This is a genomic window from Burkholderia sp. 22313, assembly GCF_052045245.1.
GTDB lineage: Bacteria > Pseudomonadota > Gammaproteobacteria > Burkholderiales > Burkholderiaceae > Burkholderia.
Map to the genome: position 1 here is coordinate 41370 of NZ_JBQEON010000034.1, position 17257 is coordinate 58626.

At 68.2% G+C, this 17257-nt stretch carries 15 protein-coding genes; 4 read left to right on the forward strand and 11 right to left on the reverse strand.

The features are described 5' to 3' along the window. The first annotated feature begins 242 nt into the window (after positions 1–242). Positions 243–1364: an alanine racemase gene (gene alr, locus ACTJKF_RS24720; RefSeq protein WP_440626930.1), complete on the forward strand. Its 1122-nt coding sequence runs from the start codon at positions 243–245 to the stop codon at positions 1362–1364. Positions 1365–1524: 160 nt separating this feature from the next. Here the strand turns inward: alr and ACTJKF_RS24725 are convergent, their stop codons facing one another. Beyond that, positions 1525–2319, reverse strand: a complete 795-nt coding sequence (locus ACTJKF_RS24725) for an enoyl-CoA hydratase (protein WP_440626932.1) — start codon at positions 2317–2319, stop codon at positions 1525–1527. 189 nt (positions 2320–2508) lie between these two features. Then, entirely contained in the window at positions 2509–3966 is a 1458-nt protein-coding gene (locus ACTJKF_RS24730) for an MFS transporter (protein WP_440626934.1), read from the reverse strand. A 149-nt stretch (positions 3967–4115) separates the two neighbouring features. On the opposite strand from ACTJKF_RS24730, the gene ACTJKF_RS24735 reads away from it, so the two are divergent. Next, positions 4116–4997 (forward strand): LysR family transcriptional regulator, encoded by an 882-nt coding sequence (locus tag ACTJKF_RS24735; RefSeq protein ID WP_440626980.1) that lies wholly within the window; start codon positions 4116–4118, stop codon positions 4995–4997. 37 nt (positions 4998–5034) lie between these two features. Here ACTJKF_RS24735 and ACTJKF_RS24740 read toward each other — a convergent pair whose 3' ends face one another. From ACTJKF_RS24740 to ACTJKF_RS24765, 6 genes are all read right to left on the reverse strand, one after another. After that, positions 5035–5400 carry a response regulator gene (locus tag ACTJKF_RS24740; protein WP_006759394.1) on the reverse strand — a complete coding sequence of 122 codons (366 nt, stop codon included), beginning with the start codon at positions 5398–5400 and terminating at the stop codon, positions 5035–5037. Between the two features lie 43 nt (positions 5401–5443). Next, a complete protein-coding gene (locus tag ACTJKF_RS24745) occupies positions 5444–6403 on the reverse strand; it encodes a chemotaxis protein CheX (RefSeq protein WP_440626937.1) in 960 nt (319 codons plus the stop codon). Between the two features lie 22 nt (positions 6404–6425). Beyond that, positions 6426–7010, reverse strand: a complete 585-nt coding sequence (locus ACTJKF_RS24750) for a hypothetical protein (RefSeq protein WP_440626938.1) — start codon at positions 7008–7010, stop codon at positions 6426–6428. After that, positions 7007–7747 carry a methyl-accepting chemotaxis protein gene (locus ACTJKF_RS24755; RefSeq protein ID WP_440626940.1) on the reverse strand — a complete coding sequence of 247 codons (741 nt, stop codon included), beginning with the start codon at positions 7745–7747 and terminating at the stop codon, positions 7007–7009. The genes ACTJKF_RS24750 and ACTJKF_RS24755 overlap by 4 nt, the downstream gene beginning before the upstream one ends. Before the next feature lie 2 nt (positions 7748–7749). Beyond that, positions 7750–10140 (reverse strand): MCP four helix bundle domain-containing protein, encoded by a 2391-nt coding sequence (locus ACTJKF_RS24760; protein ID WP_440626942.1) that lies wholly within the window; start codon positions 10138–10140, stop codon positions 7750–7752. Between the two features lie 406 nt (positions 10141–10546). Further along, positions 10547–10717 (reverse strand): hypothetical protein, encoded by a 171-nt coding sequence (locus ACTJKF_RS24765; protein WP_440626944.1) that lies wholly within the window; start codon positions 10715–10717, stop codon positions 10547–10549. Between the two features lie 225 nt (positions 10718–10942). Here ACTJKF_RS24765 and ACTJKF_RS24770 point away from each other — a divergent pair, with 225 nt between their 5' ends. Next, positions 10943–11629, forward strand: a complete 687-nt coding sequence (locus tag ACTJKF_RS24770; protein ID WP_440626946.1) for an alpha/beta hydrolase — start codon at positions 10943–10945, stop codon at positions 11627–11629. A 60-nt stretch (positions 11630–11689) separates the two neighbouring features. On the opposite strand, the gene ACTJKF_RS24775 is transcribed toward ACTJKF_RS24770, so the two are convergent. Together ACTJKF_RS24775 and ACTJKF_RS24780 are read right to left on the reverse strand one after the other, a co-directional pair. Further along, positions 11690–13198, reverse strand: coding sequence for an amino acid permease (locus ACTJKF_RS24775; protein WP_440626948.1), 1509 nt, complete (start codon positions 13196–13198; stop codon positions 11690–11692). A gap of 113 nt (positions 13199–13311) precedes the next feature. Beyond that, positions 13312–14718 (reverse strand): aspartate ammonia-lyase, encoded by a 1407-nt coding sequence (locus tag ACTJKF_RS24780; protein WP_440626949.1) that lies wholly within the window; start codon positions 14716–14718, stop codon positions 13312–13314. Positions 14719–14872: 154 nt separating this feature from the next. Between ACTJKF_RS24780 and ACTJKF_RS24785 the strand changes: the two genes are divergently transcribed. Beyond that, a complete protein-coding gene (locus ACTJKF_RS24785; protein WP_440626951.1) occupies positions 14873–15847 on the forward strand; it encodes a LysR family transcriptional regulator in 975 nt (324 codons plus the stop codon). A 91-nt stretch (positions 15848–15938) separates the two neighbouring features. On the opposite strand, the gene ACTJKF_RS24790 is transcribed toward ACTJKF_RS24785, so the two are convergent. Then, positions 15939–17003: an asparaginase gene (locus ACTJKF_RS24790; RefSeq protein ID WP_440626953.1), complete on the reverse strand. Its 1065-nt coding sequence runs from the start codon at positions 17001–17003 to the stop codon at positions 15939–15941. Between the last annotated feature and the right edge of the window lie 254 nt (positions 17004–17257).

Sequence of the window (17257 nt, forward strand, 5' to 3'; positions counted from 1 at the left end):
CGTGCTGTTCGCGCGCCCGTTTTCTAAACGGGAGACTCGGCAATGCAGGCTGCGGAAGGCCGTGGCGGGATGGATTCCACGCCAAACATTCCACCAAATCATCGACAAATACGTTAATTAAAACTGGTCGAACACCCATAAGATAGCGTTCAACACTGGCTCGGCGTGCATTGCCGCGCCAGCCTGCTTCCCACGCACCGCGCCGCCGCGCGCACCGAACGACTTTCGACCCGAGCCTGCCCATGCCCCGTCCCATCGTCGCCCATATCCGTCCCGGCGCCATCCGCCACAACCTCGCGTTCATCCGCGCCACCGCCGCGCAATCGCGCGTGTGGGCCGTGATCAAGGCCAACGCTTACGGTCACGGAATCGAGCGGATCTATCCGGGGCTCGCGGCCGCCGACGGCATCGCGCTGCTCGATCTCGACGAAGCCGTGCGCGTGCGCGAGCTCGGCTGGGACAAGCCGGTGCTGCTGCTCGAAGGGATCTTCGAGCCGGCCGACGTCGAACTGGCCGATCGCCACCGGCTGACGGTCGCCGTGCATTGCGACGAACAGCTCGACCTGCTGATCGCCGCGAAGCCGCAGCAGCCGATCGACATCCAGCTGAAGATGAATTCCGGGATGAACCGGCTCGGCTACCGGCCGCACGCGTTCCGCGCCGCATGGGAACGCGCGGCGGCCGCGCCGTCGATCGGCAAGATCACGCTGATGATGCATTTCGCGAACGCGGACGAAGGCGAAGTCGACTGGCAGCTCGAGCAGTTCGATGCGGCCACAGCCGGGATTCCGGGCGAGCGCTCGGCGTCGAATTCGGCGGCCGTGCTGTGGCATCCGCGCGCGCACCGCGACTGGGTGCGGCCCGGCACGATCCTGTACGGCGCATCGCCGACGGGGGCGGCGCGGCACATCGCCGACACGCCGCTGAGGGCCGCGATGACGCTGACCAGCAAGATCATCGGCGTGCAGACGCTCGCGCCGGCAGAAACGGTCGGTTACGGCCGCCGCTTCACGGCCGACCAGCCGATGCGGATCGGCGTCGTCGCGTGCGGTTACGCGGACGGCTATCCGCGCCACGCGCCGACCGGCACGCCGATCGCGGTGGACGGCGTGATGACGCGCGTCGTCGGCCGCGTGTCGATGGACATGCTGACCGTCGACCTGACGCCGTGCCCGAATGCGGGCATCGGCTCGAGCGTCGAGCTGTGGGGCGATCGGGTGAAGGTCGACGACGTCGCGGAAGCCAGCGGCACGATCGGCTACGAGCTGATGTGCGCCCTCGCGCGCCGCGTGCCGGTCGTGATCGTGCCGCCGGGCGCGTCGACGCTCGAGCCGGTGCTGCGCACCGGCAGCTACGGGCGATAACGCCGGCCGTGGCGGCGGCGGCACGCTCGCGTGCCGTTGCGCATCCGGGTCGTCTGGGTCCGTCTGCGGGTCGCGTCGAGCGGCCCGTTTGCTTTTACGGTTTGCTTTTGCGGCATGGCGCATGCAAGCACACGCTACCGCCATGCCGCTGCGCGACGCGTTACGAACGCCACGTCGGCTTGCGCTTCTCCAGGAACGCGTCGATCCCCTCGCCGGCATCCTCTTCCATCATGTTGCGCGCCATCACGTCGCCCGCCAGCGCGTAGGCGTCGCACAGCGACAGTTCGCGCTGCCGGTAGAACATCTGCTTGCCGTAGCGCACCGCCGCCGGGCTCTTCGCGACGATCTCCGCGACCTTGCGCGCGATGGCCACATCGAGCGCATCCTCGGGCACCGCTTCGTTGACGAGCCCCCACGCGGCGGCCGTCGACGCGTCGACGAAACGCCCGGTGACGAGCATGTCGAACGCGCGCTTCGCCGCCACGTTGCGGCTCAACGCGACCGCCGGCGTCGAACAGAACAGCCCGACGTTGATGCCCGACACCGCGAAGCGCGCGGTGTCGGCCGCGATCGCGAGATCGCACGCGGCGACGAGCTGACAGCCGGCCGCCGTCGCGATCCCGTGCACACGCGCGATCACCGGCACCGGCAGGGCGCGCATCGCGAGCATCACGCGGCTGCATTGCGCGAACAGCGCACGGTAGTAATCGAGTTCGGGCTTGCCGCGCATCTGCCGCAGATCGTGGCCCGCGCAGAACGCCTTGCCTTCGGCGGCGAGCACGACGCAGCGCACGTGCGGATCGGCGGCCAGCGAATCGAATGCATCCTGCAGGCTGGCCAGCATCGCCTCGGACAGCGCATTGAACTGTTGCGGCCGGTTCAGCCGCAGCGTGACGACGCCGTCGCGCGCGTCGCGCAACAGGATCGGCTCGGGTGTCTCGTGACGGGGTTCCATGGTGCTCCGCTCGACAAGGTTCGATCGAGCGCGAACGGACGGGACGGGCAGCACGCGCCCGAATTCGCGATCGACATCATCACGAATCGTCCTCCACAATGCGCGCGCCGTCCAGCGGGGCCGGCCGGCAGGCAGGTGAAGCAGGTTCGCGCGCGCCCGCACGGCCGAGCGAAGGCCTCGCGCGTCACGTCACGCGTGCCGCCGCGCCAGCTTCGCGATCCGCGCGCCGGCCATCAGCGCGACCAGCGCCGCCACCGCATACGCGGCAAAGCCGAGCGCCGCGACCGCGCGCAGCGCCGCCGCCAGGTTCGGCAACAGCATCGTCGCGGCACCGGCGAACGCGACACCGAGCAGGCTCCCGGCCTGCCGCGCCGCGTTGAGGAATCCCGATGCGACACCGGCCGCGTCCGCCGGCACCTGTTCGAGCACGGTCGCGATCATCGGCGGCACGGACAAGGCCGTGCCGGTGCCGAACGCCGCCATCGCCGCCCACACCACGGGCCACGGCGCGCGCAGCGTCAGCGCGGCCGCGAGCGCCGGCACGGCGCACGTCGACAGCAACAGCCCGCCGGCCATCAGTTGCGTCGCGCTGGCGCGCCCGTGCAGCTTGCCCGACAGCACGTTGCCGAACGACAGGCTCAGCGCGAGCGGCAACAGCATCAGCCCCGTCTGCCGCGCATTCAGCCCGATGCTGCCGTGCAGGTACAGGCTCAGGATGAACAGCAGCGCGAAATAGCCGACATAGACCAGCGTGCCCATCACGTTCATCGCCACGAACACGCGATTGCGGAACCACGCGAGCGGCACCATCGGAGCGGCGCTGCGCCGCTCGACGGCGATCAGCACCGCGGCGGCGAGCACGGCAACCAGCAGCGCGAGCAGCACGTCCGTCGCGCCGGGGCCGCGCGTCGGCATTTCGATCGCGGCGAAGCACAGCGCGCCGAGCGCCGCCGCACTGGCGAACTGGCCGGCCCAGTCGAAGCGTCGCGCGGCGCTCCGGGCCGACGCGCGCACCAGCACGGCCGCCCCGGCCAGCGCCAGCGCGCCGGTCGGCACATTGACGAGGAACGCGCTGCGCCAGCCGAAATCCTCCACCAGCACGCCGCCCAGCACCGGCCCGACGGACGCCGCCACCGACGCGATGCTCGCCCAGACGGCGATCGCCCGCGCCCGCTCGGCCGGCACGTCGAACGTGTTGCGCACGATCGCCAGCGACGCGGGCAGGAACAGCGCCGCGCCCATGCCCTGCGCGAAGCGCGCGGCGACGAGGACGGTCACCGACGGCGCGAAGCCGCATCCCGCCGACGCCAGGACGAAGATCGCGAGGCCGGCGAGATACGCGTGCTTCGCGCCGAACCGGTCGGACAGCACGCCACCCGCGAGAATCAGCGCGGCGAAGCTGAGGGTGTACGCGTCGACGATCCACGCCAGCCCGGCGACCGTCGCGCCGAGGCTCGCGCGGATGGCCGGCAGCGCGACGTTGACGATCGTCGTGTCGAGCACGGCCATGAACATCCCGAGCGCGACGAGCGCGAGCGTGAAGCGGCGTTCGCGCGCGCTCGGGCGGCCGGCCGCCGCTGCCGCCATCGGGGCGGCGGTGGGTGCGGGGGCGCGGGCAGCGGCGCCAGGGGATGAGCAATCGGTCATGAGAACTCCAGGTCGATGCCAGGAGTCTAGGAACCGCATGCGATGCAGAAAAGTGGTAATTTCGCATCTTCGTGATGCAGAAATGCATCACCGGCCGCGACTACCCTTTCCTTTGCCTTTGCCCTTGCCCGAGGAAACCGCCGATGCGCCTGAACTGGGACAACGCCCGCTTCTTCCTCGCGCTGGCGCGCGCCGGCACGCTGCGCGGCGCGGCCACGCAGCTGAACGTCGACCAGGCGACCGTCGGCCGCCGGGTCGCGGCGCTCGAGGACGAACTGGCCGCGCGCCTGTTCCTGCGCACGCCGACCCTCTATGTGTTGACACCGGCCGGCGAAGCGCTGCTCGAGCCGGCGGAAACGATGGAGCGCGCGTCGCTGACGATCGAGCGGCGCGTGATGGGGTTCGACGAGCAACTGGCCGGCTCGGTGCGCATCGCGACCACCGATTCGCTCGGCAAGCGCTTCGTGGTGCCGGCCATCGGACGCTTGCGGCGCAAGCATGCCGGCATCGACGTCGTGTGCGTGACGTCGTCCGAAATCGCGAACCTCACCCGCCGCGAAGCGGATCTCGCGATCCGCACGTTGCGGCCGGAATCGCCCGACCTGATCGTCCGGCGGCTCGGGCATCTCGAAACCGGCATCTACGCGTCGCGCGGCTATCTTGCCGAACGCGGCGAACCGCTGCCGGGCAGCGCGTTCGAGGGGCACGATCTGGTGATGTACCAGCAGCCCGTCGTGCCGACGATGTGGGAAGCGCTGTGCGGCGAACCGACGTCACGCGGCCGCGTGATGTTCCAGACCTCGTCGACGATGATGCTGGTCGAGGCGACCCTCGCCGGCCTCGGCGTGGCGGAGCTGCCGTGCTTCCGCGCGGACACCGAGCCGGAACTGGTGCGGCTCATGGCGCGGCGCTGCAATCATTTCGACGTGTGGCTCGTCGCGCATGCCGACCTCTACAAGACCGCGCGCGTGCAGGCCGTGATCGAAGCGGTCGTCGACGAATTCGCGTCCGCCGCGCCGGCGGCCCGCTGACGGCCGCTCCCGCACGACGCACCGCCTTCGCACGCCGTCATCCCGCGAGCTTCTTCAGCGCGTCGAGCACCGCGTCGCCCTTGAACGGCTTCACGATCCAGCCCTTCACGCCGGCGGCCTTGCCGCGCTCCTTCATCGCCGGGCTGCTTTCGGTCGTCAGCATCACGATGTTGACCGACGCGTTCGCCAGTTCGCCGCGGATCTTCTCGACCATCGTCAGGCCGTCCATGTTCGGCATGTTCACGTCGCTGATCACGAGGCGCACGCCGGGCGTCGCCTTGAGCTTCGCGAGCCCGTCCTTGCCGTCCACCGCCGTCGCGACGTCGAGCCCGTGATTGCGCAGGAAACCCGCGACTTCGTCGCGCACCGTGCCCGAATCGTCGACCACCAGAATCTTTGCCATGCCGTCTTCCCCTTTCGTTGTTGCCGACTTCAACAGTCGATATTCAAAACAGTTCGAGTTCGCCCGACTCGACCATCGGCCCGACGTCCTGCACCGATTCGCGGAAATCCTCCGGCGACCAGCTCAGGCTGAACACGAAACGCTGGTCGAGTTGCACCGACCGGCCCGACGCGGGATCGGTCATCCGGTACTTGAAGCAGAGCTGCGGACAATCGCCGCCGAACGAAATGAACTTCTGCTTGTGATTGACGACGAGCGGCACCTGCACCGGATGGCGCGCGAGTGCCTCCGCGTCGCCGAGATAGCGGTTCTTGAACGCGCCCCAGACCAGGTTGGTCAGTTCGCCGAGCACGCTGTTCACGTCGCGGAAATCGGCGGCGCGGCCGTCGTCGCGCGTGCCGCCGATCATGTCGAGCAGCGGCTGCTCGCTCGTCTGCAGCAGCATGTAGCCGCGGCACCACGCGCTTTCCAGCGCGATCAGGCTGAACACCTCGCCGAAGATGATCTGGTCGCGCACGATGCACGGCGTGTCGTGCTCGATCGTCATGCCCGCGAACAGGCTGTCGAGCCGCGCCTCGGTGATCTCCGCGATGCCGCGCACGAGCGCATTCGGGTAGTCGCGGCCGAACAGGTATTCGTCGATCGCGCGCTTGAGCGGCGTCAGGTCGTCGGCGACGTATGCCGCGCACGCAACCCGCGCGAGCGCATCGGGCAGCCCGTCGCGCGACGCATCCGCCGCGCGGCGCAGGATGATCGGCAGCTCGGGCCGCAGCGCGTCGATCTGCGTCGCGATGATCGCGCTCTCGGCCGGCGAGCCGCCGTAGTCCTCGGCGAGCAGGATCGCGCCCAGATCGATATTCGAGCGCAGCACCTTGAGCAGCCGGTTGCGCCGCACGGTCAGGCCGACGAGGTTGTGCTCGTCGCAGAAGCGCTTGATCGTCGCGGCATGCACGCGGCTGTCGTCGAGCACGAGCACCTTGCTGACGGGTTGGTCTACGGTCATCTCGCGAAATCCTCGGAATCGGTCAAAACAGTTCAAGCTCGCCGCCGGTATCCACGCTCGCCGTTTCCGGCACATGAAAATCGATCGGCGCATTCGCGCATACGCACAGCGTCGCGCCGATCCGCACGTCGCCGTCGAGCGTCACGTCGTACGCGGCCAGGTGATCGGGGTTCAGCGCCGGCAGGTAATCGTTGCTCGCGCCGCTCAGCAGGTAAGGCGTCGACATCCCGAGATCGGGGAACGGCGCGGTCAGCGCCTGGTTGATCGCGCCGCAGCACAGGTTCGCGACTTCCATGAACGCGTCGGGCAGCGGCCGCTGCGTGCTCGCGCCGGGCGCCGTCGCGGTGAAATGGCGGCGCGTCGGATCGTCGTCGCGAAAGCGCAGCGCGAGCAGCAACCGGAAATGCAGCGCCGAGATCGTCAGGACGGCGACGTGCTCGGCGACCTTCGGCGTCGCACGCGACTTCGCGCGGGACGGATCGTGCGACGCGTCGTGCGTATCGACCACGGCCGGGCGGATCTCGCACGCACCGCCGGACGCGAGCCGCGTGCGCGCCGCATCGAAGAAGATCCGCTCGAACCCGGCCCGGGCCTGCGCGCTGATCACGCCGCCGCTCCTTCGAGCCGCGCGTGCAATTGCGCGGCCAGCGACTCGAGCGTCGCGAGCGCGGCCGTGATCATCTTGCCGCCGGCCTGAATGTCCTGGAACGTCGCGGCCGTCACGAGATCGTTGCGGTTCAGGCTGTCGCGATAGCTGTTCGACAGTTGCTGCGAGCGCGCGGCCAGCCCGCGCACCTCGCTCGCGACGATCGAGAAGCCGCGTCCGGCCGCGCCCGCGCGTGCCGCCTCGATCGACGCGTTCAGCGACACGATCGACACGTGCGCGACGATCGCCGACAGCTCCTGGTTCTTCGTGCGCATGTCCTGGTTCTGCGTGGTCAACGAGATCATCTGCTCGTGCCAGCGCTCGAACGTGCCGGCCAGGCCGCGCAGCCGCGCGGCTTCGTCGGCGAGTTTCGTCGCGTGCTGCGACAGCGCCGCGCGCTCGTCCGCGCGCGCCTTCAATGCGTCGCGCTGCTCGCCGGTGCCGGCCGCCTCGCGCGCCAGCATCGCCTCGAGCTCCGCCTCGCGGTCCGCCCACGCCTGTGCCGCGTCCGCCTGCGCGGCGACGGCCTCATCGGCACGCGCATCGGCTGCGCCGAGCGCATCGCGCAGTGCGTCCGCTTCGTGCGTCATTGCGGCGACCAGCCGCGCGCGCGCGATGCGGCACACGATCGCGGCGATCGCCGCCACCACCAGGCCGCCCGCCAGCGCGGCGCCGACCGGAATCATCCACGCTTGCACGATCACTCCGTTGCTCCGACGTTCGCGATGCCGGCGCGGGCCGGCTGCTCGACATCGTGCGCCGCACCGTCCATCGCGAAGCGTGCCGGCAGCGACACGATCGTCTCGAACGCGCGATACGGCGAGCCGACGCGATCGTCGGTGAAGCGCAGCGCGATGTCGCCGCCGTCGCGCTTCAGGAAGTTGCGCACCGCGTCCATCCCGACGCCGCGCCCCGACACCTCGGTCACCGCGCGCGCGGTCGAGAAGCCCGGGCGGAAGATCAGTTCGGCCACCGCTTCATCGGTCAGCGCGGCGTCGTTGCCCGCGTCGATCCAGCCGCGCTCGCGCGCGATCCCGCGAATCCGGTCGAGCGCGAGGCCGCGGCCATCGTCGCCGAGCACGAAGCGCAGCGTGTCGTCCTCGACGTCGACCGCGATGTCGATCGTGCCTGCCGGCGCCTTGCCGGCCGCGCGACGCTCGTCCGAGGTTTCGATCCCGTGGTCGATCGCGTTGCGCAGCAGGTGCATGAACACGTTCTTCAGCGTCGCGCCGATCTCGCTGCGCACGCGATGGCCGTTGCTGTCGATATGCACGACGGGCGCCGGCTTGCCGAGTTCGGCCGCGAGCGACGGCAGCGACTCGATCACGCCGCCCAGCGCATCGCCGATGCCGTGCGTGCCGAACTGGCTCAGCAGGCGGCGCACCGAATCGCGCGCCGCGTGCCAGTCGCCCGCGTTCGCCGGATCGGCGCCGTCGAGCATGCGCAGGCTCGCGTCGATGTGCGCGCGCTCGACCATCAGGTAATCGGCACCGCCCGGTTGCGCCGGCTCGCCGTGCCGGCCGAGCGTGACCGCGTTGATCGTCGCATAGTGGTCGACCGCCTCGCGCACGCGGGCCAGATCGTCCATCAGCACGTCGCGGTCCCACTCGGGCCCGCCGTCCGCGCGGCGCAGCGACTCGTATGCCTGCTCCGCTTCGTGGACGATGTTGGTCAGGTGCTGCAGGCTGTACGTGCGCGCATTGCCCTTGATCGTATGCATGTTGCGAAACAGCGCCGCGACGATCGAGTGATCCGCGCGTTCGTGCTGGCGGATCATCCGCTCGTTCTCGCTGAGGAAGCCCTTCGCGCTGTGCACGAAGTCGTGGAACTTGTCCTGGCTGATCGACAGGATCTCGCCGATCATCTCGAGGCGGCGCTGCTGCTCGCCGGCCTGCGCGGTCAGCTCGCGAATCTCGGTCACGTCGCGCACGCACAGCATCAGCCGCACGACCGTGTCGGTTTCGTCGGTGATCGCCGACCAGCTCAGGTCGAGCCATTTCTCGCGGCCGTCCGGCATCTGTTTCGCGACTTCGTTGACAAGCAGGTGCTCGTTGAACGCGAAGTTCATGCTGTCCTCGCCGAGACACGCATGCACGGCCGCCTCGACCTGCGAGCGCGCGTCGGAACCGATGCTCGACGCATCGAACACGAGCGCCATCAGGTCGCGGCCGGCGATGTCGTTCGTCTCGAAGATGGTTTCGAGGTAAGCCGAATATTCCGCGTGCACGACGCCGCCTTCGACGACGGTCAGGATCCCTTGCTGCATGTTCTGCAGCATCGCCTGGATGTCGGCCGTCTTCTGCTTCAGTTGCGCGGCGTTCTCCTGGATCTTCTCGATCATCCCGTTGAACGCGACGATCGAATGACCGATCTCGTCCATCCGGCCCACCGGCACGCGGCGCGTGAAATCCTGGCTCGTCGCGATCTCGCTCATCGCCGTCTGCATCCCGATCAGCGGGCGCGTGATCTGGCGATACAGCACGAAGCCGAGCGCGGTCAGCAGCACCACGACCGTGCCCGCGACGCCCGCGATCGCGGTCGCCGTCGTCGACAGCATGCCGTTCAGCGCGCGGATCGCGTCGTCCTTCTGGCGGTTCTTCTCGACGCGCAGCGTATCGACGATGCTCTCGAGTTCGTCGCGATACTGCGCGACGTTCGCGAACAGGTATGCCTGCGCCATCTCGGGCTTGCCGTCGGTCTTCATCTTCACGGTGTCGTCGATCGCCGCGAAGTAGTTCGCGGCGCTGTCCTTCGCCTGCGCGACGAGGCCTTGCTGCGCCTGCCCGACCGCGGATTTCGCCTGCGCGTCGAGCGCCGTGCGCAGTGCGCCCTGCTTCGCCTTCAGCTCGTCGCGCGCCTGCGCGGCGGTGTTCGCGTCGGGTGCGTACACCAGCGTCATCGTCGCGATCTGGATGTTCTTCACATCGGCGACGAGATCCGCCGACGCGAGCGCGCTCGGCACGATTCCCTGGGTAACCTGACGCACCTCGGACGCGCTCTTGCGCGTCTGGTACACGGCGTACACGCCGATCGCGGACAGCGCGAAAAACGTCAGGACGACTAGCAGCGTAATGCGATGACGAATGGTCATGAGTACAGCTCCCCGCAGCGATCCGGCTTCGATCGCCTTTTGGCCTATTGAAAGAATATGAGCGCCGAATTATCGGGGATGGTGCATGACCGTCCGATGACTGAAAATCAATCGGTCATTGAGAAAATCGCAATGATTAATTGTGGCGGGAAAATCCTAAAGTTTTTCCCGGAGCGGCCGTTAATCTCCGGCCGGTGCGACTTGGCGAGGTTGCCAGGCGCCGCAAGCAGATCGAATCCGGATATGGGTTCTTTTATTCTCGATCCGGCCATTCAATCCGGTCCAATACCGGTAAAACGTTTGCGCATTATCCGCGAATCGAATCGCGAATCGATTGTTTACGCAGCCTTGTCCGCGCCGCGACGGATTCGACGCACGGGCGCCCCGGTGGCCCGCACATCGTCGTTCACGGATCGAGCGCGCCGCCCGGCCACCCGGCCGACGGTCGCGACCCGGTCAGGTTCAACGCGACGTCGCCCTGCGCGACCAGCACGTGCTCGCTGCACGCGCTGGAGAAGTACACGGAGCTGAAGCCGACGGTGGTTCGGTTGCGGTGATGTCCGGGCTCCGGGAGCACCGATGCATCCGCATCGTGACGTTTCGTCGCTGCAACGTCAGATGCATCCGCTCCGTCTGAATCATCCGACCTCCTTCCGTCTCCGTAGTCGCACCCGATTTTGACGAACGTCTTTCAAGCGAGTCAATTCATTCCTGCCTGGAAACATTCAATCGCCATCCGGCGATTCACCTCCCCGCCCGCGCGTTCTAGACTGTCGGATCATTTCTCCACCGGACCCTTGCAATGACCGACGTCCTGCCGCTCGCCACCGACTCCGAATCCGGTCTCCAGTACCTGCTGCGCCCGGCCACCGGCCGCCCCGCGGGCCGCCTGGTGCTGCTGCACGGCGTCGGCGGCAACGAGACCAACCTGCTGAACCTGGCCGGCACGGTCGATCCGCGCATCGACATCGCGTTCGTGCGCGGCCCGCTGACGTTCGGCCCCAGCCAGCATGCGTGGTTTCCGGTGCGCTTCGGCCCGAACGGCCCCGAAATCGATGCGGCCCGCGCGGAGGCGAGCCGTATGCAGCTGATTGCGCTGCTGCGTGCGTTGAGCGCGCGAGACACCTCGAACGATACCGCGCTGCCCGCCGTGATCGCCGGCTTCAGCCAGGGCGGCATCATGAGCGCGAGCGTCGGCCTCACGTCACCGGCCGACGTCGCCGCATTCGCGGTGCTGTGCGGCCGCATCCTGCCGGAGATCGATCCGCTGATCGCATCGCGCGATGCGTTGAGCGCGATCCACGCGCTGGTGATGCACGGCCGCTTCGACGACAAGCTGCCCGTCGCATGGGCCGACACGGCCGACGCGAAGCTGACGTCGCTCGGCGTCGCGCACGAAACGCGGCTGTACGACGCCGGCCATGAACTCACGGCGCAGATGGCCGGCGACTTCAGCCGCTGGGTCGGCGCGCGCGCCGGATTGAACTGAGCGCACCGGGCGGTGGCCCGCCCGGGCGTCTCGTGCCTATCGTGTATCTCGTGCTTATCGTCAGACGTTACTGGCCGGATCGGCGATGATCGACACGCGATCGGCAGCGGCGGCGGCCGCCGCCTCCCGCGCCGCACCGCGCTTCGCGAGCTTCCAGCCGACCACCAGCGCTAGCACGACGACCGGAATCATCGCGACGGTCCACGTGCCGCCCGGGTAATCGAACGCCATCAGCACCAGCACGGTGACGAGAAACCCGAGCGTGAGCCACGACGTGAACGGCGCGCCGGGCATCCGGAACGACACGGGGCTCAGCTCGCCGCGATTGACCGCGCGGCGGAACAGGATCTGGCACATCACGATGAAGCCCCAGGTCGAGATGATCCCGAGCGATGCCATGTTCAGCACGATCTCGAACGCCTGGGACGGCACGATGTAGTTCAGCGGCACGCCGAGCGCATTGATCGCGACCGTGACGAGGATCCCGCCGTACGGCACGCCGCGCGCATTCATCCGCGACACGAAGCGCGGCGCCGAGCCGCCCATCGCGAGCGAACGCAGCACGCGCCCGGTCGAATAGAGGCCGGAGTTCAGGCTCGACAGCGCGGCGGTCAGCACCACGATGTTCATCACCGTGCCGACGTACGGCACGCCGAGCTTGCTGAAGAACGTCACGAACGGGCTTTCGTGCGCGCTGTACGCGGTCCACGGCAGCAGCATCGTCAGCAGCACGACCGAGCCCACGTAGAACAGCGCGATGCGCCACATCACGCTGTTGATCGCCTTCGGCAGCACCTTGCGCGCATCGGCGGTCTCGCCCGCCGCGACGCCCACGAGCTCGATGCTCGCATACGCGAACACCACGCCCTGCACGATCAGCACGGCCGGCAGCACCCCATGCGGAAAGATCCCGCCATGATCCGCGACCAGGTGCAGCCCCGGCATCTGGCCGGCGACCGGATGACCGCTCGCGAGAAACACCGCGCCGACCGCGAGGAACAGCGCGAGCGTCCCGACCTTGACGATCGAGAACCAGAACTCCATCTCGCCGAACACCTTCACGCCGATCATGTTCATCACCGACACGATCCCGAGCGCGCCGAGCGCGAACACCCACTGCGGCACGTCGGTGAACACGGCCCAGTACTTCATGTAGATCGCGACCGCGGTGATGTCGACGATGCCGGTCGTCGCCCAGTTCAGGTAGTACATCCAGCCCGCGACGAACGACGCGCGCTCGCCCATGAACTCGCGCGCGTACGACACGAACGAGCCGCTGGTCGGCCGGTGCATCACGAGCTCGCCGAGCGCGCGCATGATCAGGAACGCGAACACGCCACACACGAGATACACGACCGCGAGCGCGGGCCCCGCGCTCTGCAGGCGGCCGCCCGCGCCGAGAAAGAGCCCGGTGCCGATCGCACCGCCCATCGCGATCATCTGCACGTGTCGCGGCTTCAACTTCTGCTCATAGCCGGACTCGTGCGACGCGAACATCGCATCGCGGTCGGCATGACGGGGATCCGCGCCGCCGGCCGTGTCGGCCGGGCGCTCGCTGGCATGCTTCATGGTATGTCTCCGTTTCTTGATGTGTGTGGATGTGTCGCGCCCATCGGCGGGGCGCTGCGGGAACGGCCGCACGCGGGCCGCCGGCGGCATGCGCCGGCGCCGCGCGGCCGGCATCAGTACGCGCGCGGACGGATCAGCGCTTCGGGCTGCAACGCTTCATCCAGTTGCGCGACGGTCATCAGCGCGCGATCGAGCACGACCTCGCGGATCGACTTGCCGCTCTCGTGTGCCTCGGCGGCCACGGCGGTCGCGCGCTTGTAGCCGATGTACGGGTTCAGCGCGGTCGCGAGCGCGACCGAGCGCTCCATCGTTTCGCGCAGCCGTTCGGGGTTCGCGGTGATCCCGCTCACGCAGCGGCCCGCGAGCGTCGTGCACGCGGCCGTCAGATGGCTGAAGCTGCGGAACAGCGCGCTCGCGATCACCGGCTCGAATGCGTTGAGCTGAAGCTGTCCGGCCTCGGCGGCGAAGGTCACCGTCAGGTCGTTGCCGAACACTTCGAACGCGACCTGGTTCACGACTTCCGGAATCACCGGATTCACCTTGCCCGGCATGATCGACGAGCCGGCCTGCACCGGCGGCAGGTTGATCTCGCCGAAGCCGGCGCGCGGGCCGCTCGACAGCAGCCGCAGATCGTTGCAGATCTTCGACAGCTTCACCGCGATCCGCTTCAGCACGCCGGAGATCTGCACGAACGCGCCGCAGTCCTGCGTCGCCTCGATCAGGTTCGGCGCGGTGCTCAGGTCCAGGCCGGTAATGCGTTGCAACGCGGCCAGCGCCTTCTCCGCATACTGCGGATGCGCGGTGATGCCGGTGCCGATCGCGGTCGCGCCGAGATTGATCTCGCGCATCAGCCTGCCGGCTTCCTGCAGGCGCGCGATGTCTTCCGTCATCATCACCGCGTAGGTCGAGAATTCCTGGCCGAGCGTCATCGGCACGGCGTCCTGCAGCTGCGTGCGGCCGAGCTTCAGGAGGCCCGAGAACGCGTCGGCCTTCTCGGCGAACGCATCGCGCAAGCGCCCCATCGCCTCGAGCAGATGCTCGACCGCGAAGCAGGTCGCGATCCGGATCGCGGTCGGATACACGTCGTTCGTGCTCTGCGCGAGATTGACGTGTTCGTTCGGATGCAGGTATTCGTACTGCCCGCGCGCATGCCCCATGATTTCGAGCGCGCGGTTGCAGATCACCTCGTTCGCGTTCATGTTGGTCGACGTGCCGGCCCCGCCCTGGATGATGTCGACCACGAACTGGTCGTGCAGGCGGCCTTCGCGGATCTCGACGCACGCGGCGGCGATCGCGTCGCGATACGCGGCCGGCAACAGCCCGAGCTCGCAGTTCGCATCGGCCGCGGCTTCCTTCACGGCCGCGAGCGCCATGACGAGATACGGCAGCGACGCGATCGTGCGCCCCGATATGTCGAAGTTCTCTTTCGCGCGCAGCGTGTGGACGCCGTAGTACGCCGCCTCCGGAATGCTTCGCTTCCCTAAAAGATCCGCTTCGACGCGGAAGCCGTTTTCCGTCATGGTGTCCCTCCTGAATTGTCCCGTTCCGCCGCGGGAAAGCCGCTGCGTGTGCCACTTCCCGGTACGACGGGTCGCATTCTATGCCTTTGCATAAAGAAGCTCGCTTCTGTATTATCGAAAGCGGTTTTGCGTGAGGCGCAACAGCGAGCAACAGATGAAAACAACGGCGAGAGACACCGGCCTCGATCACCTCGGCGCGATGCGCGCGTTCGTGCGGGTCGTCGAAATGGGGAGCTTTTCCGCGGTCGCGAAGGAGATGCACGTGTCGACGTCCACCATCGCGCGCAAGATCACGGCGATCGAGGACGCGCTCGGCGTCGCGCTGCTGCATCGCTCGACCCACAGCGTGACGCTGACCGAAGCCGGCCACATCTACCTGGAGCGCGCGGTCACGTTGATCGCCGATCTCGACGACACGCTGCGCGTCGTCGCCGAGCTCAATGCGCAGCCGAGCGGGCCGCTCAAGCTCACCGCGCCGGTCGCGTTCGGCCGCCGCCATCTCGCGCCGCTGATCGCGCCGTTTCTCGCGCGCTACCCGACGATCCAGCTCGACGTGCGGCTCACCGACAATCACAACGACCTCGTCGCCGGCGGGTTCGATCTCGACATTCACGAAGGCGAGAACTACCTGGACAACCTGGTCGTCCATCGGCTGTCGCGCAACGACAGCATCCTGTGCGCGACACCGGGCTATCTCGACCGCTGCGGGCGCCCCGCGACGCCGGACGACCTGCAGCAGCACAACTGCCTGCGCTACGTGCATCCCGAAGGCGATCCGCGCTGGGAACTCGTGCGCAGCGACGCGCGGCACAGCGTGCTGCCGGCCGGCAACCTCGTCACCGATCACTCGGAGCTGCTGCTCGACGCGACTTGCGCGGGGCTCGGCATCGCCGAGTTCGAGATCTGGCTGGTGCGCGACCTGCTCGCGAGCGGCCGGCTCGAAGCCGTGCTGCCGCGCTATCGGCTGCAGAACAAGCTGACGGGCGAGTACATCTACATCGCGTATCTGGCGAACCGGCGCAGCTCGGCGAAGCTGCGCGTGCTGAAGGACTTTCTCGCGGAACATCTCGCGCACATCGGCGAGCTGTCGGCAGTCGAGCTGGGCAAGATTCGCGACGCGGGAGCGTAGACCGGGCCGGCGGCCGCCAGCGCGCCGGTCAGCTCGCAGGCGCCGACGCCGCACGCCCCACCGGCACGCGGCATCGGCTCGACGACACGCGTCAGGCCGCCTGCAATTCGAACGGGAACGTCGCGTGCCCGATCTCGACGCCCTGCGTGTTCAGCATCCGCGGGCGGTGGAACGCGGCGAGCCGCGCGCGCTGCGCGGCCGTGCCGATCTGCAGCCGCTCGAGCAGCTCGCTGACGACCATGTACAGCACGTCGATGTTGCCGTCCTCGATCTTCACCGAGATGCCGAGCGCGCCGTCGGCGCCGAGCGCCCGCGTGCTGGCCGACGCCCGCACGCCGATCCCGTAGCATGCATCCGCGCCGAGCTTGCCGACGACCTGCCCTTCGAACGCGTCCATCAGCACCGTGCAGTAGCGCCCTTCTCCGGCGACCAGCTCGGGATGGCCGGTCATCGCATGATGAATGCGCGCCAGCGCACGCACGCGATCGGTCGTCGCGTCGCCGCCGGCTGCCACGCGATCCGCGCCGTCGGCCAGCGACGCATACAGCCGCGCGAGGCGATCGAGCGGGAACGCCGGCGTCGGCAGGTTGCAGCCGTCGATCGCCCAGCCCACCTCGTCGTCGCGCAGGCCGCACGCGTGGGCGACCACGTGCTTCACGCGCACCTGCATCGGGTGCTCCGGCAGGTGGTAATCGGCGATCGCGGCGCCGATCGCCCGCGCGCCGGCCAGCATCCCGACATGCTTGCCCGAACAGTTGCTGCAGATGCCGGTCGGCGTGTAGTCGCGCTTGATCCACGACCGGTATACCGCGTCCGACAGCGGCGCATGGCCGCCGCACCGCAAATCCGACTCCTGTGCGTCGACCTTCGCGAGCATCGCCCGCGTGCGCGCGATGTGCCGCTCCTCGCTGCTGTGCGACGCGCACATCAGCGCGATGTCCGCGTCGTCGAAACCGAAGCGATCGGGCGCGCCCGTCTCGATCACGGACAGCGCCTGCGCCGGCTTCGCCGCCGAGCGCGCGAGCGTCGTCCGGAACGGATCGCCGAACCGGAACAGCAGCTTGCCGCCGGCATCCACCACCGCCACATCGGCGAAGTGCGTGTTCTCGATCGCATTGCCGCGGTACGTGACGACCGCTGCGCGTTGGGTGTCCATCTGTGTTGTCTCCTTCGTCGGGCGCGGTTGCCGGGGCCCGTGCAACCGGTACGGCAGTGTATCGACTCGCCGCCGGGTCGAGCCGGTCGGTCGATGGAAAGCGGTCTTGCGCCGGATGCAAAGCCGTCGCGCCAGCCGCGAAAAGCTCGGCCGATTTAGTACAAAAACCATGCAATCGTTTACATATTTCATACTCGACCGTACAATCGCATTCGCTAACGCGAATCATACTCATTTATATCTGCATCCTTCGA

Bases quoted from the DNA above. Each gene is read 5' to 3' on its own strand.
- alr (WP_440626930.1), top strand. From the start codon at position 243: ATGCCCCGTCCCATCGTCGCCCATATCCGTCCCGGCGCCATCCGCCAC.
- ACTJKF_RS24725 (WP_440626932.1), bottom strand. From the start codon at position 2,319: ATGGAACCCCGTCACGAGACACCCGAGCCGATCCTGTTGCGCGACGCG.
- ACTJKF_RS24730 (WP_440626934.1), bottom strand. From the start codon at position 3,966: ATGACCGATTGCTCATCCCCTGGCGCCGCTGCCCGCGCCCCCGCACCC.
- ACTJKF_RS24740 (WP_006759394.1), bottom strand. From the start codon at position 5,400: ATGGCAAAGATTCTGGTGGTCGACGATTCGGGCACGGTGCGCGACGAA.
- ACTJKF_RS24745 (WP_440626937.1), bottom strand. From the start codon at position 6,403: ATGACCGTAGACCAACCCGTCAGCAAGGTGCTCGTGCTCGACGACAGC.
- ACTJKF_RS24760 (WP_440626942.1), bottom strand. From the start codon at position 10,140: ATGACCATTCGTCATCGCATTACGCTGCTAGTCGTCCTGACGTTTTTC.
- ACTJKF_RS24770 (WP_440626946.1), top strand. From the start codon at position 10,943: ATGACCGACGTCCTGCCGCTCGCCACCGACTCCGAATCCGGTCTCCAG.
- ACTJKF_RS24775 (WP_440626948.1), bottom strand. From the start codon at position 13,198: ATGAAGCATGCCAGCGAGCGCCCGGCCGACACGGCCGGCGGCGCGGAT.
- ACTJKF_RS24780 (WP_440626949.1), bottom strand. From the start codon at position 14,718: ATGACGGAAAACGGCTTCCGCGTCGAAGCGGATCTTTTAGGGAAGCGA.
- ACTJKF_RS24785 (WP_440626951.1), top strand. From the start codon at position 14,873: ATGAAAACAACGGCGAGAGACACCGGCCTCGATCACCTCGGCGCGATG.
- ACTJKF_RS24790 (WP_440626953.1), bottom strand. From the start codon at position 17,003: ATGGACACCCAACGCGCAGCGGTCGTCACGTACCGCGGCAATGCGATC.